A 24,702-nucleotide genomic window follows, 5' to 3' on the forward strand; every position below is an offset into this window, starting at 1 on the left:
ATTCCGATGGCGGCGGTGAGTTGGGAATGGGATGTGCCGGCGGCGGTGGCGGAGATCCGGTGGGCTCGGGATCACGGGTTCCGGGGGATCGTGTTGCCGAACTTCGATCCGCAGCGGCCGACGGCTACGAGCTCGCGCGGGGCATCTTCGCGGAGCTCGATTCCGGCTACTTCTATGCTTTCGGTCGCCCGGGGGATCGTGCGGCTGTGACAGCCCGCTACGGCAGCATCACCTCGGGGGTGCTACCGGATCCGTCGTAGGTCCTGCCGGCTGGCAAGACCGACATATCGCGCCTCACCGGCGCGTCGTCTTTGGAGGAAACACGTTGGCGGAGCACAAGCTGCAGGCAGAACGACCGGCGTACTTCGACGCCTTTGAGACCATCGCCTTCGAGCGGTACGAGGACGGCGTCCTGGTCATCCGGATCCACAGCAACAACGGCCCCGCGGAGTACGGGTCGCTGCACCACAGCGAGTGGTCGCCGGCGTTCCGGGAGGTGTCGGTCGACCGCGACAACCGGGTCGTCATCATCACCGGTACCGGGGACTCCTTCATCCCGTTCCACGGCAAGTGGACCGAGACGATGGAGCGCGGCAGCGACTACGACCGTGTCGCGGAGCGGCACCGTCGTACCTTCCAGGCGATGCTGGAGATCGACGCGCCGGTGATCGGAGCGGTCAACGGTCCGTGCAACCACCATGCCGAGCTGGTGCTGCTGGCTGACATGGTGCTGGCCGCCGACACCACGATCTTCGGTGACGGGCACATGCCCAACGGCGAGCCCGCTGCGGACGGCAACCACGTGTTCTGGCTGGAGCTGCTCGGCCAGCTGCGTGGCAAGTACTTCCTGCTCACCGGTCACAAGATCACCGCTGAGGAAGGTCGTGACCTGGGCATCGTCAACGAGATCTGGCCGTTGCCCGACCTCATGCCGCGGGCACTCGAGCTGGCTCACCAGCTGGCCACGTACGCGGATCTGACACTGCGGTTCCAGCGGCGGGCCTTCACCGACCGGTGGAAGCGGCTGTTCGCCGACCAGGCCGGTGTCGGCATGGGTATGGCGTGGGAGAACGCAGCGCACCTGGACCGGCAGTTCAACGTGTGGATCGAGTCCGGCCAGGACAGCGAGGAGTTCAACCGGCTGCAGAAGCCGCTGGCGAAGAAGCCCGGCAGCCTCTACGGCTACGGCAAGTAGGAGCAGGCCAGCCGCGGTCGTACGACGAACCCCGTCGTACGACCGCGGCTTTCTGTTGGCTTGGACGGCGCACGGCGGGGTGAATCACCGGAGGTGAGCATGAGCAGCGAGACATTCGATGTCGACCTCTTGGTCGTCGGCGGCGGCATGGCCGGATTGACCGCGGCCGCCTATGCGGCCCGGCACGGTGCCCGGGTCTTGGTCGTGGAGAAGGCCGCCGAGGTCGGTGGGTCGGCCGCCATGAGCGGCGGCGGCATGCTCCGCCCGATGACCGCCGACGACCTGCGCGCGGTGAATCCCAGCGGTGATCCGGTCTTCGCCGAGATGCTCGCCGGCGATTACGACGCCGCGATCGAATGGATCGAGTCGATCGGCGTCGCGGTGACCGAGGCGAACGAGGCCATCGCGGCGGTCATGGGCTATCCCACGTCGCTGCGGGCCTACGACGTGGCCGCGTACTTCCCCCGGTGCGTCGCGGTGGTCCGCGGGGCCGGCGGCATCGTGCGCTGCGACAGCGAGATCGACGACCTCACCACTGATGACGACGGTCGGGTGACCGGGGCTCGCGGCCACGGCGCTGCCGGGAGCTTCGTCGTGAACTCCCGGTGGACGATGCTGGCCACCGGCGGATTCCACAACGATCCGCAGCTGCGCAGCACGTACCTCGGGCCGCACGCACGCGACATGCTCGTGCGCGCCAACCGGATCAGCGACGGGGCGGGCCTGCGACTGGGACTGGCGGTCGGTGGAACCACGAATGCCTTGATGGACCGCTTCTACGGCCACACCGTCCCCTGGCCGCTGAACCACGAGTTCACCCGGGCGGACTACGTCCGGCTCTACCAGCCTTCCCTCACGCCGCACGGCATCCTGCTCGACCGCACGGGCTCGCGATTCGTCGACGAGTCGTTGGGTTACTACCGCAACTCCCAGCTGGTAGTGCAGCAGACCGACAGCCATGCCTTGCTCGTCGGTGACCAGCGTATTCGTGACGCGGACGCCGCCGGCGGCGCGCCCGAGAAGACGATGGGCTACGTGCGGCTGGACCGGATCGAGGAAGCGGAACGCTCTGGGGCGCACGTCGCGGTCGCGCCGACGTTGGACGACCTCGACGCCGCGGTACGGCCGTGGGGCTATTCGGGTGTGCGGCAGGCCGTCGAACGCTTCAACGCCGAACTCAGCCACGGTGGGCCGACCTCACCGCCGCGGCAGCGCAACCGGATCCCGTTGGGCCCGGGTCCGTTCTTCGCCATGGAAATTCAGTCCGCGATCGTGAACACGTGGGGCGGACTGCAGGTCGACGGCCAGGGCCGGGTGCTGCGGGCCGATGGCTCGCCGGTCGCCGGTCTGGTCGCTGCCGGCGCCGACATCGGCGGCGCCTACTACGAGGGGTACTGCGGCGGGCTCAGCATGGCCGGTCTGCTGGCCTTGCGGGTCGGCCGGTTGGTCACCGGTCAGAACCCGGCGCTGTCGTCGTAGGACGGACCTGCGCTACTCCACCGGCCGCAGCAGGTGGCCTTGCGGCGGTGCCGGCAACGGGTGAGCCCGGTCCGCCCGGAACGCTTCCAACATCAGCGCCACGAAGCGCACGGAGGCAGGCCCGGTGGAATCGGGCGGGGCGACGTCGAGCACCGAGGCGTTGGCGACCAACAGCAGTTCGATGTCTTCCACCACGAAGTCCTCGCGAAGCGCGTGGGCGGCCTGCGCTCGGCGGGCAAGCTCGTGGAACGACGCTTTCGTGCGCGCCCGCGCCGCCTCCAATGTCGTCGCCGTGGAGAACGTGGTGCGGAAGACGTCACGGAGCCCCTTGTCGACCGCCTGCATCGCGCAGATCCGATGGAGGTACTCGGCGAAACTCTGCCAGGGATCGGGATCGGCGAGAGCGTCTTCGGCGTACTGGGCTATCGCCTCGATCGCCGGCTCGTAGCAGGCGACCACGAGGTCGTCGCGGGTGGGAAACCGCCGATAGAGCGTCCCGATACCCACACCCGCCCGCGCCGCGATGCTCTCCAGGGAGACGTTGATCCCGCGTTGCGTGAAGTCGCTCTTGGCAATCGCCAGGATCCGGTCGCGATTCCGGACAGCATCGCCGCGCATCGGTCCTCCGTGGTGGCTGTTACCGGCGGCAGGACCGTACCGGCCCCGCTGCTCGGCGCGCTGCACGACAGGCGCGGATGCCGGTTCGGTGTCGTGGAAACGCGACGACGAATGCCTTGACAGTCCGGATATGCGCCTCAGATACTCGCGCACTAAACGGAGGCATGCTCCTGATAGGGCTGTCCGGACCGGCCAAAGGAGGGGCGATGACGGCAGCGCTGCAGGCATCGTCGGGGGTCACGGCCGAGCTCGCCGAGTTCGTCGTCGCGACCAGTTGTGACCGGTTGCCCGCCTCGGTGGTCCACGCGACCAAGCGGCTGATCCTGGACACCATGTCGTGCGCGATCGGTGCGGTGGACACCGCGCCGGGCCGGCTGCTGCTGGAGTACAAGCGAAGCGCGGGCGGCCGGGCCGATTCGACGTTGCTGGCCAGCGGGACCAAAGTCCCCTGCGGCAGCGCCGCCTACGCGCACTCGCAGCTGGCCAACGTGCTGGATGCGGACGAAGTGACGCTGTGGATGCACTCGGCGGCGGCCGTGGTGATGCCGGCCATCGCCGCCGCGGAGTTCAGTGGCGCCGACGGCGCCTCACTGGTCGCCGCCGTGGCCACGGGATTCGAGCTGGCGGCCCGGGTCGGCATGTCGCTGCCGACCTTCCGGGTCGATCCGGCGACGGGCCTGCTGCGGTCACCGGGGGCGGACTCGATCGGGTTCAGCTGGGCGTCGTACGGCGCCGCGGCCGCGGTCGGCAAACTCCTGGACCTCGACGCAGCGACTATCGCCGAAGCGTTCGGGATCGCCCAGGTGAGCATGCCGGTGCATGGTGCGTTGAGCTATGTGGGCCACAGCGAGCCGTGGCACAAGTACGCGATGTTCGCCGCGATCGGCGAGGCCGGCGTGAACGCCGCCATGCTGGCCGCTCGCGGCTTCCGCGCCGACGGCCGGTTGTTTGACGCCGGATCGACGTTCTTCCGCGCGATGAACGCCGCCGACAGCGATCGGGCCGTGATGCTGGACGGCCTGGGGAGCCGGTGGGCCGTGGAGTCGACCTCCTTGAAGCCGTGGCCCGGCAGTCGGCTCATGCATACGGCATTAGGCGCCTTCACCGACCTGGTCGCCGAACACCAGCTCCGCCCGGACGACATCCGTTCGGTCACGGTGGTCGTCCCGCCCTGGCCGATCATCGAATGGCAGGCGTCCAAGGTCGAGTGCACCGACCGGTTCCAGATCATGTCGAGTCTGCCGTACCTGATGTCGATGATCGCGTACGGCGTGCCGGCCGGGCCGGCCTGGTGGAGTGAGGCGGCGTTCGGCAACCCGGCGATGCGCGCCTTCGCTCAACGGGTCACCGCCCGCGTCGACCCGGATCTCAACGAGGTGTTCCTCGCCGATCTGCGGGCCGGGCTGCAGTTCAACGTCAGTCGTGTGCCGGTCCAGGTACGCATCGAGACTGCCGACGCGATCCTCACCCGCTACGTCGAGCGCGCGCACGGCGACCCTGCCGACCCGTCGACGGCGATGACCGACGCGGAGCTCGCGGCCAAGTCCGAGGAATTCACGCGCGACGTCCTGCCGGCCGGCGCCGGACAACAGCTCGTGGCCGCGGCGTTCTCCTTGGACAAAGCCGGAAACCTGGACGCCCTGATGGGTCCGTGCACAGATCACGCCTAGTTGAGGCACGTTCCTGCCGGAGGCAGACATGACTGAAGCTGACCACCTGCTGACCGCGACTGCGGAGCCAGCTACGGCCACCGAGGGGATCGAGGCACTTCCGTTCTTCGACCTCGATGCGTTCCGCACCGACCCGTTCGCCGTGGTCGACGAGTTGCATCAGCAGGGAGCGCTGCTGGCTCGCAGCGATCGTGGTGTGGAGGTCTTGTCCCGGGACCTGGTCCGGGACTGGTTCAAGGACGATCGATTCCGTGTCCCGAACGTTCACGACTATGCCGCCAAGGGTGGGTCGGAGCTGCTGACCCACTTCGTCGAGCACGGCGACCTGTTGTTCATGTCGCCCGAACGGCATCGCCGCGTGCGGCAGATCTTCGCCCGGGCGTTCGCCGTACGCCGGGTCCGCGAGTATCGCGAGGCCATCGTCGCGCACGGTGAGCATCTGCTCGCCCAGTTCGCCGAGGCCGGCGAGGCGGACCTGGCGGTGCAGTTCACCTCCCGGTTCGCCCCCGGCGCGCTGTGTTCCGTCCTCGGGATTCCGCTGGACGAGGTGGATCATTTCGTCGATGCCGCGCAGGACCTGCGGTTCATCGTCGCCCATCCGATCGCGCCACATCTGGACCGCCTCGACAAGTGCCTGGGCACGTTGCACGACTACGTGGTCCCGCTGCTCGCCGAACGAACCGCCCGGCCCAGGGAGGACTACCTCACCGACCTGATCGCTGCCGCCGGCGACGGCCGGCTCACTCCCGACGAACTGGTCTGGGGGACGGTCAACCTGCTGCTTGCCGGCAGTGACACCACCGCACGTCAGCTGGCCTCCTCGCTGTACTTCATGATCGCCGAGGGCATCTGGGAGCAGATGGCCGCCGAGCCGGACCAGATCCGCACCGCCATCGACGAGAGCACCAGGCTCTTGCCCGTGGCGTTCGTCCTGGTCCGGGTGCCGCTGGTCGACGTCGTCGTCGGCGGTACCCGAATCCCGGCAGGTACGACGGTGTTGCTCAACAACTTCGCGGCCGGCCGGGATCCGGCCGCCTTCGACGCCCCGGCGACGTTCTCGCTCGATCGCAAGCTGCCGATCTTTCCCACGGTGTTCGGCGCCGGTCCGCACCACTGCATCGGGGAGCAGTTGGCGTGGCTGGAGATGACGTCAGGCGCACAGCTGCTGACCGGTGCGCTCACCGATCTGCAATTCGCCGCAGACACGACGTTCCAGACCTGGACCGAGCCGTTCTCCGGACCGATCGCCATGCCGGTAACCTTCAGCCGCCGTTCGCCGGCGACGTCGGATGCGGGGCTGACTGCCTGAACGGTTGACGGACGCAACAGCAGTGAGGACGTCAGCAGCTGCCGTCTCGACTGCCGCCAGGTCCCGAGCTGCAGAGTCGACCTGAACTGCAGCGAGTGCCCGAACTCCGGTGGCGGCCCGATGGTCACCGCTACAAGATCGGGCCACACCGACGAAGGAGTCCGAGTAGTGGCGGCTGAGCCGACGAACCCGACCCACCAGACCGTCCTGGTCACTGGCGCGACCGGCGGCGTCGGTCGTTTCGTGGTGAGCGAGGTGGGCAAGGCCGGGTACCGCGTGGTCGCCTTCAGCCGGAGCGCATCAGCCGTCTTCGGATCGCCGACCGACGACGTGGTCGCCGTCGACGGCTCGGTGAGCGATCCGGCTCTGGTCACCAGCGTGTTGCGCGACCACGGAGTTACTCACGTCATCCACGTGGCGGCCGATCTCAGCTCCGGCCGGAACACCACGCCGCAGACCTGGCGTAGCAGCGGCGCGGACCCGTGGGCGGTACCTCGTGCGGTCGAGGTCAACGCCCTCGGTACGGCGAACCTGTGCGCGGCGGCGACCGAGGCGGGGATCAGCCGGCTGGTCCTGATGAGCAGCAAGGGCGTGTACGGCGACCTGCCCCGGACCCTCCCCGGCGCCACGGCCTTTCCCGCCGAGGACGATCTGCCGTTGCAGCCGGTCAGCGCGTACGGCCTGACGAAGCTGATGGCCGAGCAGGCCTGCCTGCATTTCAGTCACCAGTACGGCCTGGACGCGGTGATCGTGCGGGCGAGCACGACCGTCGGCCCGGCGACCGACACGCGCGTCCGCCGGGGCGCCACCAACGCGATTCTGGCGGGGGTGCTGTCCGGGCAGCAGGTCGAGGTGGCCGAGGGTGGCGACGCGATCGACGACTTCATCTACCTGGAGGATCTGGCGCGCGGTCTCGTCCAGGTGCTGTTCGCCCCGGCGCTGCAGCGCGAGATCTACCACATGTCCTCGGGCGTGCCCTCGACACTGCAGACGCTGGCGGATGCCGCGCGGTCGATCGCGCCGGACAGTCCACTCCCGCGGATCGGGCCTGGTGACGACTTCCTGCACCTGGGCCACAACAACCATGCGGTGCTGTCCAGCGACGCGATCGCTGCGGAACTCGGCTTCCGGGCGCGCACTCCCGACCAGTGGATCTCGTCGTTCGCCCGCGACCAGGGGATTGCGGTGGCTGGCGCGCACTAGCACTGTCAGCCTACGGCGCCCGCCGTACCACGACCGCGCTCGCGGGCCCGATTCCCGGGACCGGGGCCGTGAGGAGAAGGGGTACATCGATGTCGGATGGACTTGTTGCCGGCCAGGTTGCCGTTGTCACCGGAGCCGGCTCCGGTATCGGTCGGGCGAGCGCCCTGCTGCTGGCCGAGGAAGGCGCCACGGCCGTCGCGGTATGTGACGTCCGTGAGGAGGCCGCCCGGGAAACGGCTGCGATGGTCGAAGAGCTCGGGGCCAAGAGCCTCGCCGTCGCCGCCGACCTCGCCGACCTGGCCGCTGCCGAACAGTTCGTGTCCGCGGCGTACCAGGAGTTCGGGGCCCTGCACGCGGCAGTGAACTGTGCTGGAGTGAACGGCCCGCTGAAGGCGATCGGGGAGTACTCCGACGACGAATGGTCGGCGGTGTCAGCGGTCAATCTGGATGCCGTCTTCCGCTGCATGCGGACCGAGGTCAACCTGATGACCGCCGGCGGCGGCGGCGCCATCGTCAACATCTCGTCCGGTTCGGCGGTCGACCCGATTCCGAACATGGCGGTGTACACCGCCACCAAGACCGGTGTGCTCGGGCTGACCCGTGCCGCAGCCGGTGAGTACGTCAAGCACAACATCCGGATCAACGCTGTCCTGCCGGGTGCGACGCTCACCCGCATGCTCGAGGCGCACGCCCAGACCGAGCAGGGCAAGAAGCAGGTCGCCAATGCCCCGATGGGCCGTTGGGGTGACCCCCGCGAGATCGCCCAGGCCGTGGTCTGGTTGTTGTCGCCGCGTTCGTCGTACATCACCGGGGTCGAACTCCTCGTCGACGGCGGCAGTCACGCCTTCTGGTACTGATCGCTGATTCCGGCAGGTCCGTTCGGAACCCGGGAGCTGGCGGCCGCGGATTGCCGGCCGCGAGCTCCCGGCCGACGGTTCTCGATCCGGCGGGGCCGCCGTACTGCCGGCCGTGGACCGCGCGCGATTGGTCAACCAGGCCGCGGTATCGTGCACTGGCGCAGCACCGGCCCGGCCTGCCGCACCATCGCGCCGGGCTGAACTGTCGGGTCCGACCAGAGGATGTCGATCATGGCGACTGAAGCATTCATCTACGAGGCCGTGCGGACTCCCCGCGGTCGAGGCAAGAGTTCGGGGTCATTGCACGCCACCAAGCCGATCACTCTCATCAGCACGTTGTTCAACGAGGTGCTACGGCGCAACCCGGGCCTCGACCCGGCTCGGGTGGACGACGTGATCCTCGGCGTCGGATCCCCGCTGGGCGAGCAGGGCGGCAACCTGGGCCGCACCGTTGCCATCGCCAACGGCATGGTGAACTCCGGTCCCGGTTTCCAGCTGAACAGGTTCTGCGCCTCGGGCCTGGAAGCGGTCAACATCGCCGCGCAGAAGGTCCGCGCCGGCTGGGACGACCTGATCTTTGCCGGTGGCGTCGAGTCGATGTCCCGGGTCCCGATGGCGTCCGACGGCGGTCCGTGGTCGATGGACCCGGAGACCGCCTTCGCGACCGGTTTCGTCGCGCAGGGGATCGGTGCCGACCTCATCGCCACGCTGGAGGGATATTCCCGCGAGGACGTCGACTCCTTCGCCGTGGAGTCGCAGACCCGTGCGGCGAAGGCGATCGCCAACGGGGTGTTCGCCGATTCCATCGTCCCGGTCCGGGACCTGTCGGGCAACGTCATCCTCGATCACGACGAGTTCCCGCGCCGCGGCACCACGATGGAGTCACTGGCCAGCCTCAAGGCATCCTTCGCCGGTATCGGCGACAAGGGCGGGTTCGATTCGATCGCGCTGCAGAAGTACCACTGGGTCGAGCGCATCCAGCACGTTCACACCGCGGGCAACTCGTCGGGAATCGTCGACGGTGCTGCGCTGACCATCGTGGGCAGTGAGCAGGCCGGTCGCGAGTTGGGCCTCACGCCACGAGCCAGGGTTGTCGCTACGGGGATCGTGGGCAGCGAGCCCACGATCATGCTCACCGGGCCGGCCCCGTCCGCCCGTAAGGCGCTGGCCAAGGCCGGGCTCACCGTCGACGACATCGGCCTGTTCGAGGTCAACGAGGCATTCGCGGCTGTCGTCCTCAAGTTCATGAGCGAGCTCGGGGTTCCGCACGAGAAGGTCAACGTCAACGGTGGCGCTATCGCACTCGGGCACCCGCTGGGTGCGACCGGGGCGATGCTGGTCGGCACCGTCATCGACGAGTTGGCCCGGCGCGACGAGCGCTACGGGCTGGTCACGCTCTGCGCCGGTGGCGGGATGGGTGCGGCCACCATCATCGAGCGGCTCTGATCGGTCCGAGGCCGACCCGCTGTTCCAGCTCCTATCACCGCCACGCCCAGCGGCTGCCACCTGCCGAGCCGATGTCCGAGTGATGCCGCCCGCGACTGCGCGCGACCCGATGAGGAAGTAGTGCTACATGACTGAGCAGTCCACGATCCGTTGGGACGCCGACGCTGACGGCATCGTCACGTTGACCCTGGACGACCCGACGCAGCGCGCCAACACGATGACCGACGCGTACGCGGAGTCCATGCGCGCCGCTGTCGACCGGCTGTACGAGGAGAAGGAGTCGGTCACCGGCGTCATCGTGACGTCGGCCAAGAAGACGTTCTTCGCCGGCGGGGATCTGCGGCTGCTGATCGCGGTCACCGACGAAACCACCGCCGAGTTCGCCGCCGGCATCGAGGCGATCAAGGCTGATCTGCGGCGTCTGGAGACCCTGGGCCGCCCGGTGGTGGCTGCTCTGAACGGCGCCGCGCTCGGCGGCGGCCTGGAGATCGCGCTGGCGTGCCACCACCGCATCGCGGTGACCAAGCCGGGCGCGGTGTTCGGTCTGCCCGAGGTGGGCCTCGGACTGCTTCCCGGCGGCGGCGGCGTGGTCCGGGCGACTCGACTGCTCGGCTTGCAGGCAGCGTTGGAGAAGGTCCTGTTGACGGGAGCTCGGTACGACGCCGAGCAGGCTGTCGCCATCGGCATCGTCGACGAGGTCGTGGCGTCCGACGCCGAGTTGCTGCCGGCCGCGCGCGCCTGGATCAAGGCGCATCCGGATTCGGTGCAGCCGTGGGATGCGCCGGACTACCGGATGCCCGGCGGAACTCCCACCGACCCCGATCTGGGCGGTGCCCTGCCGCTGCTGATCTCGACGCTGGCGAAGAAGTGGAAGGGCGCGCCGCAGCCGGCGCCGCACCACATCCTCTGTGCCGCAACCGAGGGCGCGATCGTCGACGTCGACAGTGCGCTGGCGATCGAGGGCCGGTACTTCGTCGACCTGGCGCGTGGCCGCGTCGCCAAGAACATGATCCAGGCGACCTGGTTCGACACCAACGCGATCAAGGCCGGCGGCTCGCGACCGGCCGGTTTCGAACGACGGCTCGCCAGCAAGGTCGCGGTGATCGGGGCCGGCATGATGGGCGCCGGTATCGCGTACGTCAGCGCCCTGAACGGCCTGCAGGTCGTCCTCAAGGACGTGTCGCTGGAGGCAGCCGAACGCGGCAAGGACTACTCCCGCAAGCTGTTGGACAAGGCGATCGCCCGCGGTACGTCCACCGAGGCCAAGCGCGACGAGATCCTGGCGCGGATCACCCCCACCGACGACTACGGCGCGCTGGCCGGCTGCGACCTCGTCGTCGAGGCGGTGTTCGAGAACACCGACCTGAAGCATCAGGTGTTCGCCGAACTCGAACCCATCGTGACCGCGGACGCGTTGCTGGGCTCGAACACCTCGACGCTGCCGATCACCTCGCTGGCCGCGGGCGTGCAGCGCAAGCGGGACTTCATCGGGCTGCACTTCTTCTCCCCGGTCGACCGGATGGCCCTGCTGGAGGTCATCCGAGGCGAGGAGACCTCCGATGAGGCCCTTGCCCGCGCTCTCGACTTCGCCAGCCAGATCGGCAAGATTCCGATCGTCGTCAACGACAGCCGGGGATTCTTCACCAGCCGGGTGATCTCGACGTTCATCTACGAGGCGCTGGCGATGGTCGGCGAGGGCGTGGCTCCCGCCAGCATCGAGCAGGCGACCACGCAGGCGGGCTTCCCGGTCGGTGCGCTGCAGCTGTCCGACGAGCTGAACCTGGAGCTCCTGCAGCGGGTGCGCAACGAGGCGCGGGCCGCCGGCACCTCGGATGTGGCCGCGTTCGCGCCGCGACCGGGCGAAGAGGTCATGGACAAGATGGTCGAGTTGGGACGCCCTGGCCGGCTGCGCGGCAAGGGCTTCTACGACTATGACGAGTCCGGCCGCCGTACCGCCTTGTGGCCGGGTCTGGCCGAACTGTTCCCGCCCAAGGGCGACCCGGCCGAGGTGGACCTGACCGAACTCAAGGACCGGATGCTGTTCATCCAGGCCGTCGAGTCGGCCCGCTGCGTGGCTGAAGGTGTCATCACCGCCACTGCCGACGCCAACGTGGGGTCGATCACCGGCATCGGCTACCCGGTCTGGACCGGTGGTGTCCTGCAGTTCATCAACAGTTACCCGGGCGGCATCGCCGCCTTCGTGGCACGCGCCCAGGAGTTGGCCGCTCGGCACGGCGAGCGGTTCGAGCCCAACCAGCTGTTGCTGGACAAGGCGGCCAGCGGCGAGAAGTTCTAGTCCCACCCAGCACGACGGCGGGCGGTCCGGCGGGTCAGATCTCGACCTGCAGGGCCGCCCGTGCCGCGAGGTAGGGCCGGACGAGTTCAGTCAGGACCCGCTGGTGCTCGGGATGAGCGGCGTACGTCTGGTACTCCGCGACGCCGGGGAACTCCGCGATGACCGCCGCATCCGCGGTACTGGCTCCCAAGCCGAGGTCCGTCCAGACACCGAACGTGCCGAGGTCGGCCAGGATGGGCGCCAAGGACCGCAGGGCCTCGACTGCTGCGGTGCGCTGTTCTGGGGTGGATTCCGGAGTCCAGGTGAAGACGGCGATATGGCGGAGCACGGCTCCCTTTCCGCCGCGGGCGGGTTGCGCGGCTGTGGGTCTGACCGCTGCGACGCGGTCTCTGGCAGCGACAGGTCAGCCCAGCGACTCGGCGAGCACGGCCAGCGCGGCCTCGTCCGAGGTGCTCGCGATCAGCGTGGTGACCGGCGACTCGCGCCAGGCGTGGATCCGCTCGGCGATACGGCTACGGGGGCCCACCAGGGCGATCTCGTCGATGAGGGCGTCGGGAACAGCGGCGATCGCTTCGGCGCGCCGGCCGTCCAGGTAGAGGTCCTGGATGGCGTCGGCGTCGGCGGCGAATCCGAACCGGGCTGCGAGGTCGTGGTAGAAGTTCCGGCCGCGGGCTCCCATGCCCCCGACGTACAGCGCCACCCACGGCCGGATGGTGTCGCGCGCTCGTGCGACGTCGTCGTCGAGAACGACTTTGACGACCGCAGCAACGTCGAACGTGGCCAGGTCGACATCGGCCAGGATCTCGCCGAATGCTGACGACCAGCGGGTGGGAGAGAAGAACAGCGGCAACCAGCCATCGGCGATGTCGGTCGCCAGCGAGACGTTGCGCGGTCCGAGCGCGGCCAGGTAGATCGGTACGGAGCGGGCCGGAAGAATGCTGCGCAGTGGCTTGCCGAGGCCGGTGGAGCCGGGCCCGCGATAGGGAATCTGGTAGACCTCCCCGTCCAGTTGCAACGGGGTCTCACGCGCCATCACCTGACGGACCGCCGCCACGTATTCCCGGGTACGCGCCAAGGGGGCCGAGTACGGCTGGCCGTGCCAGCCCTCGGCTACCTGCGGACCGGACAACCCGAGTCCGAGGATTGCCCGGCCGTCGGAGAAGGTGTCCAGGGTCATCGCGGTCATCGCGGTCATCGCCGGTGTGCGCGCCGGGATCTGCATGATCCCGGTGCCCAGCTTGATGCGTTCGGTGTGCGCGGCGATCCAGGTCAGTGGAACGACGCTGTCGGAGCCGTAGGCCTCGTAGGTCCAGACGGAGTGGTATCCAAGGCCTTCGACGTGCCGGGCGAGCCGGACGAAAGTGGCCGGATCGGGTGCAGCGTGGTCGAGCAGCAGCCCGAGTCGCAGGTCACGTGTCATGTGCCACCCTCCGTCGAATCCAGCCGGCTTCCTCAACCGCTTGGACCCTAGCGAAGGCTCGTCGTCGGTCGGGGCGTGCCCGGTGCCGCGGGTGGCACTAGCCTGACGGCGCACGTTGCGGATACACGCTCGCCGGGCGTGTGCTGCTGCGGTCCGTTCGGCGCCGATCGTGACCACCGGACCGACCGGCGCACGGGCTGCTTGCTGGGGGTGACGGTGAGTTCGGTCGTCGTGGTCGGGTCCGGACCGAACGGGCTGGTGGCCGCCGTGCTCTTGGCGGACTGCGGGTTCGACGTCGAGGTGATCGAAGCGGCAGCGCTGCCCGGGGGCGGCCTGCACACCAGCGAGTTGACGCTTCCGGGCTTCCGGCACGACGTCTGCGCGTCGGTTTATCCGCTCGCGCTGGCATCGCCGGTGTTGCGCGGGATGGGTCTGGAACGAGAGGGCCTGCGCTGGGCGCATTCCCCAGTGGCCCTGGCGCATCCGCTGGACGGCGCTGCCGCCGGGTTGCTGCACCGCAGCCTGTCGCGGACTGCAGCGGAACTGGGTGAGGACGGCGCTCGCTGGCGGACCCTGGTGGGTTCTGCCGCCGCTGCGGGCGACACCCTGGTCGACGCCCTGATGTCGCCGCTGCAGTTTCCCCGTCGCGGTCACCGCGACCTCCTCCGGTACGGCACGGCGGGGGTTCTGCCAGCCGCCTGGCTGGCTCCTGCCGCATTGCGTGGCGAGCCGGCTCGCGCGATGTTCGCCGGTCTGGCAGCACATTCGGCCCTGCACCTGGGGGCTCCGCTCACCAGCGGCTACGGAGTTCTGCTGGCCGCCTTGGCGCATCGCGTCGGCTGGCCGGTGGTCGTGGGCGGATCGGACCAGTTGGCCGCGGCACTTGTGGCGCGGCTACGGTCCCGGGGCGGCCGGATCACATTGGGGCGCAAGGTAATCGACGTCCGTGAACTGTCGTACGCCGATGCCGTGGTGCTCGACGTCGGCCCGCGGCAGCTGCTGGAACTGGCGGGCCCCCTGCTGCCGGCGTCGTACGCGCGAGGGCTCCGGAGGTTTCGCTCCGGTCCCGGCGTGTTCAAGGTCGACTGGGCACTGGACGGCCCGGTGCCGTGGCGCGACAGCCGGGTCGCAACGGCCGCCACGGTGCATCTGGGTGGAACGCTCGGACAGGTCGTGGCGGCCGAACGAGCCGTGGCGCAGGGTCGGCACGTCGACCGGCCGTTCGTCCTGTTCGGCCAGCCCACGGTGGCCGATCCGTCGAGAGCTCCGCGCGGCGGCCACATCGCTTGGGCCTATTGCCATGTGCCGAACTCCTCGACCCGGGACATGACAGCTGCGATCGAGGCGCAGGTCGAGCGGTTCGCCCCCGGTTTCGCAGAGCGGGTGATCGGCCGGCACGTCATGGGGCCGGCGCAGCTGCAGGCCCATAATGCGAATCTGATCGGCGGCGACATCGCCGGCGGTTCGGCCGATTGGCGACAGTTCTTGTTCCGACCGATGCCTGCCCGTGAACCCTGGGTTGTCCCGATCCGGAACACTTACCTCTGTTCGGCCTCGACGCCGCCCGGTGGCGGTGTTCACGGAATGGGTGGATTCCATGCCGCCGGTGCGCTGTTGCGTCGAATGGGTGGGCCGACGTCGTCCGCAACTCCATGGGGATCCGGCAGCCGGACGTGACGCAGAACTCTCCTCAGTTGCCTGCGGAAACTGACCGCAGTGCCGTGTGGGGCGTTATGCTCTGCTCCGTGCGCCGGCCGGGCGCCGCATGAATTCGGCAACTATCAGGGAGCAAATCGCCGTGCAGGTCACCATTGATTCGAGCGACGACATCAAGCACGTCCTCTCGGTTCTGCAGGCTGTTTTCGGCGCCAAGTTCGACGCCGCGCCGGCTGCGCCGGTGACGAAGGCGCCGCGGGCTCGCGCTGCAGCGCCGCGGGCGAAGCGGACCGTGCGGGCCGGGCGCCCGGCGCGCGGTGGTCGCAGCAAGGCCGTCGACGCCGCCGCGGTGCGTGCCTGGGCCAACGACAGCGGTGTTCCGGTGTCGGCGCGGGGCCCGATCCCGGCGTCGCTTCGCGACGCCTACCTCGCTTCCGTCGGAGGCTGATTCGTCGAGCCGTGATGGCGGTCGTGGCACGTGCTGCGGCCGCCATCACGGCTTGCGACGTACTGCGTGGGCCTGATCAATCGGCAGGCCTGGTCAAGCAGGCTCGTAGACCCGGACCCAGTCGACCTCGAGATCGGCCAACGCGGTGGTCGTCGACGGATAGCGCTGGGCCTCGGTCTGCAATGCCAGCCACATCGGCTTGGTCGGCACGTTCGGCCCGTCGATGGTGGTCCAGACCTGCCCGTCGAGCAGGTAGTCGATGCGGCCCGCAGTCCATTCGACCCCGACGGTGTGCCATTGCGTCATGTCGACCCCGGACATGTTTCGCTGGATCTTGGTGTCGACGTCTCCCCAGTGCAGGAAAGCGGAGTAGGCCGAGCGATTGCCGCCGTCGTCCTCGCCGAAATTGATTTCGCCGTCCTGTGGCCAGCGTTCCGACAGCGGCCACAGCAGGGCGACCCACTTGATGTCGGCACTGGATGCCACGCGTAGCCGGACTTCCCATTTGCCGTAGGTCTGCGCGACGTCGTGCAGTGACACGCCACCGGTGACGATGCGGCCGCCGGCGATCTCACTGTGCAGCACGAGGGAGCCGTTGCCGACCACGACGTTGTCCTTCTCCCAGCGGCCGTACGGGTTCCCGCCGGGTTGACCGGAGTACGCACCCCATTCCGGGGCCAGGGCGTTGCGCCCGAAGTCGTCGTAGAAGATGGTCCGCCAGCCGGCTGGATCGCCGGTGGTCGGTGACGCGTCGACGATGTCGGGAGGTCGCGGCGAGCTCGGCTCCGGATCGGGCTGCTGCGCGGAACTGCCGGCTGAGGGCTGTAGTTGTGTGGGGGACGGGTCCGGGTCGGCACCCGAGCGGGAGACCGCCGCCACCACCCCGACGGTGGCAGCGCCGGCGACCAGCAAGGTGACGGCTCCGGCGGCCAGGCGTTGCCGCCGACGCGAACTGCTGTCCGGTTCGGTGTCGTCGTTGACTGCGTGCCTCGGCACGACACCGCCTCTCCGTCAGCCAATAGTCGGTCGGGATCCCGCGATGACCTGTGCCGGAAGCGCTCAGCCAGCGGCGCCGGTGGGCTTCCCCCCCGTCCTCACAGTACGTGGCCCGGCAGCCGAAGGTTCCCTGCTTCGGCCGGCCGACCGCGGGCGCTCGACCCGCTCGGAGCAGGTCGAGCGCCGTCGGTGCCGGTCCAGTCGCCGCACGTGAACGGCGATTCCCTAGAGTCTGCCCGCGAAGCGGGTGCCGCCCGTCGTCCTCGTGGGAGGCAGTCGGCGGCGCTGGGGGCAGGGAGGTGCCATGACCAGCGAGTCCGATTCTCGTCCGGCCGCGCCGCCGTCGGACGAGCGGTCCAGGCGCGGCTGGCGCTTCTGGCTGGCGCTGGTCGGTCCGGTGCTGGTCGTGATCGCTGTGGCGCTGGCGGTCTGGGCGGTACAGAAGAATCGGGTCCGCCCGTCGTCGGCCGCGACTCCGGTGGTGTCGAGCACCGCGCTGTTCCACGAGGTCCGCTATGAGGCGGACGGGGATGTCGCGGTGGCGGAGGTGACGCTGGCGACCGCCGACGGTGGGGTCGGCGTACCCACCCGGGTGCGGTTGCCGCTTACGGACGCCGCCGGCGCGGTGGGTGTCCGCCGGACGCTGACCACCGGGTCGCTGGCCTCACTTGTGGTCCGGCCGGTGGAGGCGTCGGCGAACTCCAAGGTCACCTGCCGGATCCGCGTCGACGGAGTGGTGGTGGTCGAGCGCAGCGCGACCGGCGTTGCCGCGGTGGCGAACTGCTCGCGAATCATCTGATCGGCTTCGGCGGCCCGCTTCGCCGCCTTGCGACGGATGGGGACCGTCGTGGCGCGGACGCCGACGGGCTCGGGCCCGTCGGCGTCCGGCTCGGTGGGGTGAGTGACGGGACTTGAACCCGCGACACCCGGGACCACAACCCGGTGCTCTACCAGCTGAGCTACACCCACCATGCAGCCGCGCAGCGCCGCGGCTGGAGCAGTGTAGCGGCGACGCTAACCGCCCGAGATCGCCGTTTCGACTGCGTCGGGATGGACGTGCGTATGCAGTGCCACCGTGCCGCCGGCCGCTGCGACAAGACGATGCAGCGCGCGGGTCCACAGGTGTTCGACGACCATGATGGCCGCCGAGTGGCCCGGCTGCAGGCCGGCCACGATCCCGGCGACATCCTCCGCGGTGATGGGCTGGTCGGGCTCGGGCTGGTCGAACTCGGGGCGGCCGGACGGGGGCTGGTCCGGTGCGGATGGCGTCGCGGTGAATCCCAGCGCGGCTGGCACCGCGTCGGCCTCGAGCACCGTCGCCGTGCCGTCCGCTTCGCGGTGGACGACGGCAAGGTCGACCAGCCGGACGTCGCGGCGGCCGATCACGCTGTGCAGAGCCGCGCTGATCCGCTCGTCGGCCTGAGTTCCTGGGAACGACACCACCAGGACCTCGACCGGTTCGGTCTGCATCACGCGCCCTGCCGATCCGGCTCGGCCGCAGTCGCCGGCGAGGTGTGCCGCCCAGCGATCTCGCGGGCCTGTTCGGTGGACGGCCCCGGTGCGGCGACCATGACCGCCTCTCGGTAATAGCGCAGTTCTGCTATCGAATCGCGAATATCGGCAAGAGCCCGGTGATTGCCTCGCTTCGGCGGCACCGAGTAGTAGACACGCGGATACCAACGCCGGACGAGTTCTTTCAGGCTGGATACGTCGACCAGCCGGTAGTGCAGGTGCGCGTCGAGCCGCGGCGTGAAGCGAGCCAGGAAACCCCGGTCGACGTAGACACTGGACCCGGCCAGCGGGGCCCGCCCCGGGTCGGGCACGTGGCCCGTGACGTAGTCCAGCACGGCCTGTTCGGCATCGGCCAGACCGATGCCGTGCGGAATCTCCTGCAGCAGTCCGGATTGTTCGTGCATATCGCGGACCAGCTCGACCATTCCCGCCAGCGCCGTGTCCGACGGCCGCACGACGACCGAGACGCCCTCGTCCAGCGCGTTCAGTTCGGCGTCGGTGACGATGCACGCGATCTCGACGATCTCGTCGCGGGACAGGTCCAGTCCCGTCATCTCACAGTCGATCCAGACGAGCCGGTCGAGTTCGCGGTCGGGCATGGCGTCACTGTAGGGCCCGGGCGGCCGTCACCGGGGCGCCGGATACGCGGGGTGGTCAGTCGGCGCCGCGCACCACCGCGACCGGGCACTTGGCGTGGTGCAGCACGCTGTGACTGACCGAGCCCAGGACGAGTCCGAGGAACCCGCCGCGGCCGCGACTGCCGACCACCACCAGGCCGGCGTCCGCCGAGGCATCCACGATCGCCCCCGCGGCCGACGACTGCACCAGGCGTTGCTCGACTTCGACGTCGGGAAACTGCTCACGCCAGCCGGCCAGAACTTCGGCGGTGAGGCGGAGTTCTTCGTCGGCCAGCGCTGCGGCATCCAAGGTGGCCGGCGGCAGGGTGGCGACGGCCGGGTCGTACGCCGGAATCTCCCAGGCGTGCAACGCCAGCAGCGACCAGCCGCGCCGGCTGGCCGCGGCGAAGCCGAACCCCAGCGCGGCTCGGGACGGCGCCGACCCGTCCACGCCCACGACGACGCGGCGGGCAGCCGTGCTGCCGTCGCCGCGGACCACGACGACCGGGCACGCGGAGTGGGCGGCGATCTGGCGGCTGACCGAGCCGAGCATCAAGCCGAGGAAGCCCCCGCGGCCTCGGCTGCCCAGCACGACCAGGGAGGCCTGGTCGGCCTGCTCTCGCAGCACGTTCGACGCCGAACCCACAGCGGTGATCGCCTCGATGGGCAGGTCGGGATGGTCGGCTGCCACGGCGGTGCGGACCTCGTCGACAAGCCGTGCGGCGTCGTCGGCGACCAGGTCGACCAACTCGACGTCCACGCTGTCGGCCATACCCATGCCGGCTGACGGGGTGACCGGCAGGTAGGCGTGGACCAGCCGCAGCGTCGTATGCGTCCGGGCTGCCTCGTCGGCCGCCCACCGGGTGGCTGCGCCGGACGACGGTGACCCGTCGACTCCCACAACGACGGGCCCGCTCTTCGTGCCGCTCATGAGACTCCCTCGGTTCGGGTGACTGGCGTGACCTCACCCTGGCATCCCGGTCGCTGTCGTTTCCATGCCGGACCCCATCACCCGAATGGCCGACTGCCCAGCGCCCTGCGTAGCCGATCAGTTCCACGGAGGTGGGGAACATGGCGTGGCGGTCCTGGCGACCGGGCTTGGCCGTCGGATGCAGCGCGCTCGCCGTCGGCCTTCTTGCCGTCGGCGTCGCCCCGACCGCCGCCACGGCTGACAGCGGACCCAGCTTCGTCGGGACCGTGCAGCGCCTGCATGTCGACGACTTCGACTCCGCCGGCGGGCCCCGGTCGGAGCGTGCCGATCAGGGCGACTCTGATGGCGATAGCGCCCACAGCGATCGGGCCGATGGCATGAGGGCTGGTGACGCCGGCGATGCGGGCGACGGCAGCGACTCCGACGTCGTCACCGTCGTCCGCACCGGGGACGGTGAGGTCCGGCTACCCGCATCGGCGCTGCGCGGTGTTGCCACCGGCGCGACGGTGCACGTGCGGCTGCGCGGCCGGCCCCCCGGGGTGTCGGTGACCGAGTCGGGGGCCGATGCGGCGGCACTGCCGGCCGCCCAGGCTGCCGATCCGGAGGCCGGCCCTGCCGTGGCCGCCGTACAGGTGCTCGCCCAGCCCGCGCAGAGCAATCCCGCGCAGAGCAATCCCGAGTCGGCCGCCAGCGGTCCTGAACCGGCGGTCGCCGGCCAGGTGTCGCCGTCGTCGGTCGGCGCCGTCGCCGGCGCAGTGCACCAGGTCACCGTGGTGCGGGCACGGTGGTCAGGCCTGGCGCCCGACGGGATGAGCACCGCCGCATTGGTCAACGCCGTCAACAGCCAAGTGGCGCCGTACTGGTCGGAAGTCACCGGCGCAGCGGTGAGTTTCCAGGCTGTGGGACCGGGCGGTCTGTACGACAACAGCTGGGCGGTCGTCGACGAATCCGCCTGTGCCAATGGGGATTCCACCTCCAATGCCTTCGACTTCTGGGACGCGGTGGCCGCCCGGATCGGATGGCAGCCGGCTCCCGGCAAGCACCTGCTCGTCTACTTCCCGCAGACCACAGCCTGCGGCGGCACCGCGGGGCTCGGCACGATCGGCACCGCCGGGCCGGGTTCCGGTGGAGTCGCGTGGACCAACGGCTCCACCGCGCTGGGCGTCATCGGTCACGAACTCGGGCACAACCTCGGGCTCGGGCACTCGTCGGAACTGTCCTGCAGCGCAGCGGGTCTGGCCGTCACCGACGCGCCGACCGCCTCGTGCGCCGTGCTGCCGTACTGGGATCTCAGCGACATCATGGCGTTGTCCTGGGGGAACGTCGGATACCTCAACGCCGTCCACCAGGCACAGCTGGGCGTGCTCGGCGCTGCGGTCACCGACGTCACCGCGTCAGCCACGGTCACGTTGTCGGCCATGGCGTCCGGCAGCGGCACCCGGGTTGCCCGGCTCCGCTGGGGCAGCGACGTCTACTACTTGGAGTACCGCGGGGCGGTCGGTCGCGACGCGTTCCTGGCGAACACCCGGGGCCGTGCCGGCACCGGCGTCAGCGTCCGCAAGGTTCCCGGTGACCTGCACGGCTTCTCGCCGTACGACTCCTACCTGCTGGACGGCGATCCGGCAACGAACGACCGCAGCTACGGCCAGATCCAGCAGGTCCTGCCGACCGGGAGCTGGACCCAGCTGGCCGGCGGTGCGACCGGGGTCCAGGTGCTGTCCGCGTCGCCCGCGGGCGCGGTCGTGCAGTTCAGTCTGGGCAGCGACAACGCCGGCCGAGCCACCGCGAGCAGTACGTCGACTGCCCGGCTGGTTCCGGGTGCGCTGAAGCGCCGTCCCGGTCGGGTGCTGGCGCCGGTCCTCATCGGTTGGGGGACAACGGCAGCGCAGCTGACCCCAAGCACGCCGGCCGGCGCCGCGCTGCGCACCACCGTGGCGGCCGGGACGAACCGGTGGGTGACGACGACCGTGTCGCTGGCGGGCGTCGCCGGGGCGCCGTCCACGGCTGCCGGGGCGATCCGGGCCCGGCTGACCGCCGAATCCCGCGATGCCGGATATCGCGGTCGCTGGAAGGCAAGTCGCAGCGGCGCGGCGGTCGGCGGCACCGAGCGCGTCACCCGGGCCCGCAAGGCATCCGTGGTCGCCACGGTGCAGGGCACGTCGGTGGGCGTGGTAGCCGTCCGGGGCCCGGGTCGAGGCAAGTTCGCGGTGTACGTCGATGGCCGCAAGGCCGGCACGGTGGATCTGCGGTCCGGCCGCACCCGGGCGTCCGGCCTGGTCTGGGCGGCGCCCCTCACCGGTGGTGGCCAGCACCGGATTACCCTGGTACGCCAGGGAAAGTCGACGGCTCTGCTGGGATACGACGGCCTGGTGGTCCTGTCCTGAGTTTGTTAGCTCAATGCCCGGTCGAGGTCGTCCAGCAACCCGAGTTGCCATTGCAGGAAGCTTTCACTGCCGGCCGGCGCTGTTTCGGTGACCTCGACGATGGGCACGCCGGCAGCGTGCGCGGCGTCACGGACCTGCTCGGGGATCGCGCCCTCGGTCTGGGTGTTGAAGATCAGCACATCGACGGAGCGGTCGGAGATCACCTGCAACAGTTCCGCGACGTCGCCGGGCGCCGGTTCTGACTCATTGGCTGCCGCGGAACGGTATCCGGCCGGCGTGTGATCGGCCAGACCGATCGCCTGGGCCATGAGGTCGAAGACCGGTTCGGTCGCCGCGTACGACCGGCCGGCGGACTTCGTTGTCAGCCGGGCGATGGCATCTCGGTACGGCGCCATCGCCTGCTGCCAGGCCGCGCGGCACGCGGCGAAGTAGTCCGTGGCCCCGGGGGACACCGTCTTCAGCGATGACGTCACTGCGTCGGCGACTGCCGACACCGCGGCGGGGGAGAACCAGACGTGCGGATTGTCGCCGTCGGTGCCCTTGACGACCTTGCCCGCGTCGACGACGACCGGGCCGGGTTTCGACGCTTCCAGCAGCCGGTCGGCCCAAGCGTCGTAGCCCAAACCGTTCTGTACGACCAGGTCGGCGGCCGCCAGTCGGGCAGCGTCCTTCGGGGTCGGTTCGTAGTCGTGCGGGTTGCCGGCTGATGCGGTGATGACGGTCTGCACCGCGGCGCAACTGCCGGCCAGGTCGGCCACGATGCCGGCCCACTGGTCGACGGTGACCGTGACGTCCGCGGGGGCCACCGGACACGGTGCGGTCCCCGTGGCGGTGGACGTCGACGTGCCGGAAGAGCCGGTGGCGCATCCGGCAAGGGCAAGGACGGCAGCGACGGCGGCGGCCGCGACGGGCCGCCGCAGCGGCAGGGACGAGGGCATGGTGTTCCGTTCGGCCGACGGCAGGTACGCCGGGCGAGCTTATCGGGAACGATTGTCAATATCAACACGGGACCTCGGCTGTGCCGGCGGCGGCGTGGACGGCGTCGCCGTGCTACCAACTGTCGGCGCGGAGGTGTTGCGGCAGAACGAATACCAGCGCCAGCGCCACGATGCCGAAGCCGGCGCTGACCGCCATCGCCACCGTTGCACTGTGGCCGAAGGCACCCGCGACACCCTGCGGCCCGCCCGTCACCACATCGAGCGTGCCGAAGAGCACCGACCCGACCACGGCGATCCCGATCGCACTGCCGATGCGCTGCATGGTGCCGATCACACCGCTCGCCGCCCCCGCGTCGGATCGGTCGACCGTCGCGACAATGAAGTCGAGGTTCGGCGCGATGAACAGGCCGCTGCCGATACCGGCGATCAGCAGCGGGCACAGCAGCAGCCAGGAGTTGAGCGCGCTGGGGTCGGCCAGCAGCAGGATGAGCCACAGGGCGATCAGTCCGATGCTCAGCAGCGAGAGCCCCGCGACGAGCACGGCGCGACCGAAGCGGGCCGCCAGCGCGTCGCTGCGCGCCGCCCCGACGGTGTTGCCGACGGCGAACGGCAGGAGCATGAGACCGGTCGCGAGCGCGCTGTGCCCCAGGCCGGATTGCCACAGCAGCGACAGAGTGAAGAAGATGCTGGTGAACGCCGCGAAGTACACCAGGGCAAGGATGCTGCCGCTGGCGAACGACGGGTGGGCGAACAGCCGGGGCGGCACGAGCGGGCTGCGGCCGCTGGCCGCAATTCTCCTTTCCCACCAAGCGAACAGTGGCAACAGCACGACGCCTGCAGCGATCGCCAGATAGGTCCACAGTGGCCACCCCTCCTGCTGGCCCTGGATCAACGGGACCAGTAGCGCCACCAGTGCGCTGGAGATGATGAGCAACCCGATCCAGTCAGAACCGGTCCTGGCATTCGGTTCGCCCTCCGGCAGCATGATCAGGGCAGCGACCGCGGTCAGGACACCGATCGGGAGATTGACCGCGAAGATCAGTCGCCACCCGTCGTCGGCACCGAACGCCTCGATGATGAGTCCGCCTGCCAGCGGGCCAAGAGCGGTCGACACACCGATCGTGGCGCCGAGGACCGCGAAGGCCTTGCCCCGCGCCGCACCGGCGAACATGAGCTGGATCAGCGCAGCGACCGTGGCGAAGAAGATTCCCCCGCCGAGGCCGGCCACGACGCGTGCGGTGATGAGTTCCGCGCCGTTCTGTGCCAGGACACAGGCCAGGCTCGCCAGGGTGAACAGCACGATCCCGCCGATGAAGATCCACCGATGGCCATACCGATCGCCCATCCGTCCGGCGGGTATGAGGGCCAGGCCGAACGCCAGCGCGTAACCGGAGACGATCCACGACAAGGTCGCATCGGACGAGTCGAGTCCGACCTGGATCGAACTCAATGCGACGTTCACGATGGTGGTGTCCAGCAGAGCCATGAAAGCGCCGCAGAGGAGGACGGCGAGCGCGAACCAGGTGCGCGGCGGAGTCGCCGTGGTGGGGCCGGTGGGCCACGGGCTTGAGGTCGTCACGGGCATTCCTTCGGCAGGAGTGCCAGGCAGCGGCCCCGCGAAGCAGTTGTCGCAGAACCGTGGACACGGGTGTGCGCCTGGCGGAAATCCTGCGCGGCGAGTACGGGGACTCGCTAGAGGATCGAGGACTCGATCCCTTCGGAGCAGA

At 69.7% G+C, this 24,702-nt stretch carries 21 protein-coding genes and 1 tRNA gene; 12 read left to right on the forward strand and 10 right to left on the reverse strand.

Features of this window, described 5'->3' with window-relative positions; translation table 11 throughout:
* Positions 1-31 precede the first annotated feature (31 nt).
* The gene (locus EPO13_08495) at positions 32-1,195 is read left to right on the forward strand and encodes an enoyl-CoA hydratase/isomerase family protein (GenBank protein TAK68821.1); all 1,164 of its coding nucleotides are present in this window, start codon (positions 32-34) and stop codon (positions 1,193-1,195) included.
* A 99-nt stretch (positions 1,196-1,294) separates the two neighbouring features.
* Entirely contained in the window at positions 1,295-2,674 is a 1,380-nt protein-coding gene (locus EPO13_08500) for an FAD-dependent oxidoreductase (GenBank protein ID TAK68822.1), read from the forward strand.
* A 12-nt stretch (positions 2,675-2,686) separates the two neighbouring features.
* Here the strand turns inward: EPO13_08500 and EPO13_08505 are convergent, their stop codons facing one another.
* Complete coding sequence (locus EPO13_08505; protein TAK68823.1) at positions 2,687-3,520, reverse strand: TetR/AcrR family transcriptional regulator; 834 nt, start codon at positions 3,518-3,520, stop codon at positions 2,687-2,689.
* Between EPO13_08505 and EPO13_08510 the strand changes: the two genes are divergently transcribed.
* The 6 genes from EPO13_08510 (at position 3,370) to EPO13_08535 (ending at position 12,073) form a co-directional block, all read left to right on the forward strand.
* Positions 3,370-4,962 carry a hypothetical protein gene (locus EPO13_08510; GenBank protein ID TAK68824.1) on the forward strand — a complete coding sequence of 531 codons (1,593 nt, stop codon included), beginning with the start codon at positions 3,370-3,372 and terminating at the stop codon, positions 4,960-4,962. The two genes, EPO13_08505 and EPO13_08510, sit on opposite strands and share 151 nt — an antisense overlap.
* Before the next feature lie 28 nt (positions 4,963-4,990).
* Positions 4,991-6,271 carry a cytochrome P450 gene (locus tag EPO13_08515; protein ID TAK68825.1) on the forward strand — a complete coding sequence of 427 codons (1,281 nt, stop codon included), beginning with the start codon at positions 4,991-4,993 and terminating at the stop codon, positions 6,269-6,271.
* Positions 6,272-6,391: 120 nt separating this feature from the next.
* On the forward strand, positions 6,392-7,474 hold the full coding sequence (locus EPO13_08520) for an NAD(P)-dependent oxidoreductase (GenBank protein ID TAK68826.1): 1,083 nt from the start codon (positions 6,392-6,394) through the stop codon (positions 7,472-7,474).
* A gap of 89 nt (positions 7,475-7,563) precedes the next feature.
* A complete protein-coding gene (locus EPO13_08525; protein TAK68827.1) occupies positions 7,564-8,331 on the forward strand; it encodes an SDR family oxidoreductase in 768 nt (255 codons plus the stop codon).
* Between the two features lie 231 nt (positions 8,332-8,562).
* Complete coding sequence (locus EPO13_08530) at positions 8,563-9,777, forward strand: acetyl-CoA C-acetyltransferase (protein TAK68828.1); 1,215 nt, start codon at positions 8,563-8,565, stop codon at positions 9,775-9,777.
* 127 nt (positions 9,778-9,904) lie between these two features.
* A complete protein-coding gene (locus tag EPO13_08535) occupies positions 9,905-12,073 on the forward strand; it encodes a 3-hydroxyacyl-CoA dehydrogenase (GenBank protein TAK68829.1) in 2,169 nt (722 codons plus the stop codon).
* Between the two features lie 34 nt (positions 12,074-12,107).
* Here EPO13_08535 and EPO13_08540 read toward each other — a convergent pair whose 3' ends face one another.
* Both EPO13_08540 and EPO13_08545 read right to left on the reverse strand, forming a co-directional pair.
* Positions 12,108-12,401 carry a Dabb family protein gene (locus EPO13_08540; protein TAK68830.1) on the reverse strand — a complete coding sequence of 98 codons (294 nt, stop codon included), beginning with the start codon at positions 12,399-12,401 and terminating at the stop codon, positions 12,108-12,110.
* A 75-nt stretch (positions 12,402-12,476) separates the two neighbouring features.
* On the reverse strand, positions 12,477-13,493 hold the full coding sequence (locus EPO13_08545) for an LLM class F420-dependent oxidoreductase (GenBank protein ID TAK68831.1): 1,017 nt from the start codon (positions 13,491-13,493) through the stop codon (positions 12,477-12,479).
* 216 nt (positions 13,494-13,709) lie between these two features.
* On the opposite strand from EPO13_08545, the gene EPO13_08550 reads away from it, so the two are divergent.
* Both EPO13_08550 and EPO13_08555 read left to right on the forward strand, forming a co-directional pair.
* Positions 13,710-15,170, forward strand: coding sequence for an NAD(P)/FAD-dependent oxidoreductase (locus EPO13_08550; GenBank protein ID TAK68832.1), 1,461 nt, complete (start codon positions 13,710-13,712; stop codon positions 15,168-15,170).
* A gap of 88 nt (positions 15,171-15,258) precedes the next feature.
* A complete protein-coding gene (locus EPO13_08555) occupies positions 15,259-15,597 on the forward strand; it encodes a hypothetical protein (GenBank protein TAK68833.1) in 339 nt (112 codons plus the stop codon).
* Between the two features lie 93 nt (positions 15,598-15,690).
* Here EPO13_08555 and EPO13_08560 read toward each other — a convergent pair whose 3' ends face one another.
* Entirely contained in the window at positions 15,691-16,593 is a 903-nt protein-coding gene (locus EPO13_08560) for a glycosyl hydrolase family protein (GenBank protein ID TAK68834.1), read from the reverse strand.
* A gap of 304 nt (positions 16,594-16,897) precedes the next feature.
* Here EPO13_08560 and EPO13_08565 point away from each other — a divergent pair, with 304 nt between their 5' ends.
* A complete protein-coding gene (locus tag EPO13_08565; GenBank protein ID TAK68835.1) occupies positions 16,898-17,392 on the forward strand; it encodes a hypothetical protein in 495 nt (164 codons plus the stop codon).
* 94 nt (positions 17,393-17,486) lie between these two features.
* Here the strand turns inward: EPO13_08565 and EPO13_08570 are convergent.
* The 4 genes from EPO13_08570 to EPO13_08585 all read right to left on the reverse strand — a co-directional run bounded on the left by EPO13_08570 (position 17,487) and on the right by EPO13_08585 (position 19,653).
* Positions 17,487-17,562, reverse strand: a tRNA-His gene (locus EPO13_08570).
* A 45-nt stretch (positions 17,563-17,607) separates the two neighbouring features.
* Positions 17,608-18,063, reverse strand: a complete 456-nt coding sequence (locus EPO13_08575) for a hypothetical protein (GenBank protein ID TAK68836.1) — start codon at positions 18,061-18,063, stop codon at positions 17,608-17,610.
* Complete coding sequence (locus tag EPO13_08580; protein TAK68837.1) at positions 18,063-18,704, reverse strand: oligoribonuclease; 642 nt, start codon at positions 18,702-18,704, stop codon at positions 18,063-18,065. Before EPO13_08580 ends, EPO13_08575 begins: the two co-directional genes overlap by 1 nt.
* Before the next feature lie 55 nt (positions 18,705-18,759).
* Entirely contained in the window at positions 18,760-19,653 is an 894-nt protein-coding gene (locus EPO13_08585; GenBank protein ID TAK68838.1) for a universal stress protein, read from the reverse strand.
* Positions 19,654-20,030: 377 nt separating this feature from the next.
* On the opposite strand from EPO13_08585, the gene EPO13_08590 reads away from it, so the two are divergent.
* A complete protein-coding gene (locus EPO13_08590) occupies positions 20,031-22,037 on the forward strand; it encodes a hypothetical protein (GenBank protein TAK68839.1) in 2,007 nt (668 codons plus the stop codon).
* A 5-nt stretch (positions 22,038-22,042) separates the two neighbouring features.
* Here EPO13_08590 and EPO13_08595 read toward each other — a convergent pair whose 3' ends face one another.
* On the reverse strand, positions 22,043-22,975 hold the full coding sequence (locus EPO13_08595) for an ABC transporter substrate-binding protein (protein TAK68840.1): 933 nt from the start codon (positions 22,973-22,975) through the stop codon (positions 22,043-22,045).
* A 112-nt stretch (positions 22,976-23,087) separates the two neighbouring features.
* Positions 23,088-24,560, reverse strand: coding sequence for an MFS transporter (locus EPO13_08600; protein ID TAK68841.1), 1,473 nt, complete (start codon positions 24,558-24,560; stop codon positions 23,088-23,090).
* Positions 24,561-24,702: the final 142 nt, after the last annotated feature.

This window comes from Actinomycetota bacterium, assembly GCA_004297305.1.
In the GTDB taxonomy this organism is placed as follows: Bacteria; Actinomycetota; Actinomycetes; order S36-B12; family FW305-bin1; genus FW305-bin1.

Bases quoted from the DNA above. Each gene is read 5' to 3' on its own strand.
- EPO13_08495 (TAK68821.1), top strand. From the start codon at position 32: ATGTGCCGGCGGCGGTGGCGGAGATCCGGTGGGCTCGGGATCACGGGT.
- EPO13_08500 (TAK68822.1), top strand. From the start codon at position 1,295: ATGAGCAGCGAGACATTCGATGTCGACCTCTTGGTCGTCGGCGGCGGC.
- EPO13_08510 (TAK68824.1), top strand. From the start codon at position 3,370: ATGCCGGTTCGGTGTCGTGGAAACGCGACGACGAATGCCTTGACAGTC.
- EPO13_08505 (TAK68823.1), bottom strand. From the start codon at position 3,520: ATGCCTGCAGCGCTGCCGTCATCGCCCCTCCTTTGGCCGGTCCGGACA.
- EPO13_08515 (TAK68825.1), top strand. From the start codon at position 4,991: ATGACTGAAGCTGACCACCTGCTGACCGCGACTGCGGAGCCAGCTACG.
- EPO13_08520 (TAK68826.1), top strand. From the start codon at position 6,392: ATGGTCACCGCTACAAGATCGGGCCACACCGACGAAGGAGTCCGAGTA.
- EPO13_08525 (TAK68827.1), top strand. From the start codon at position 7,564: ATGTCGGATGGACTTGTTGCCGGCCAGGTTGCCGTTGTCACCGGAGCC.
- EPO13_08530 (TAK68828.1), top strand. From the start codon at position 8,563: ATGGCGACTGAAGCATTCATCTACGAGGCCGTGCGGACTCCCCGCGGT.
- EPO13_08535 (TAK68829.1), top strand. From the start codon at position 9,905: ATGACTGAGCAGTCCACGATCCGTTGGGACGCCGACGCTGACGGCATC.
- EPO13_08545 (TAK68831.1), bottom strand. From the start codon at position 13,493: ATGACACGTGACCTGCGACTCGGGCTGCTGCTCGACCACGCTGCACCC.
- EPO13_08555 (TAK68833.1), top strand. From the start codon at position 15,259: ATGAATTCGGCAACTATCAGGGAGCAAATCGCCGTGCAGGTCACCATT.
- EPO13_08565 (TAK68835.1), top strand. From the start codon at position 16,898: ATGACCAGCGAGTCCGATTCTCGTCCGGCCGCGCCGCCGTCGGACGAG.
- EPO13_08575 (TAK68836.1), bottom strand. From the start codon at position 18,063: ATGCAGACCGAACCGGTCGAGGTCCTGGTGGTGTCGTTCCCAGGAACT.
- EPO13_08580 (TAK68837.1), bottom strand. From the start codon at position 18,704: ATGCCCGACCGCGAACTCGACCGGCTCGTCTGGATCGACTGTGAGATG.
- EPO13_08585 (TAK68838.1), bottom strand. From the start codon at position 19,653: ATGAGCGGCACGAAGAGCGGGCCCGTCGTTGTGGGAGTCGACGGGTCA.
- EPO13_08590 (TAK68839.1), top strand. From the start codon at position 20,031: ATGAGGGCTGGTGACGCCGGCGATGCGGGCGACGGCAGCGACTCCGAC.
- EPO13_08595 (TAK68840.1), bottom strand. From the start codon at position 22,975: ATGCCCTCGTCCCTGCCGCTGCGGCGGCCCGTCGCGGCCGCCGCCGTC.
- EPO13_08600 (TAK68841.1), bottom strand. From the start codon at position 24,560: ATGCCCGTGACGACCTCAAGCCCGTGGCCCACCGGCCCCACCACGGCG.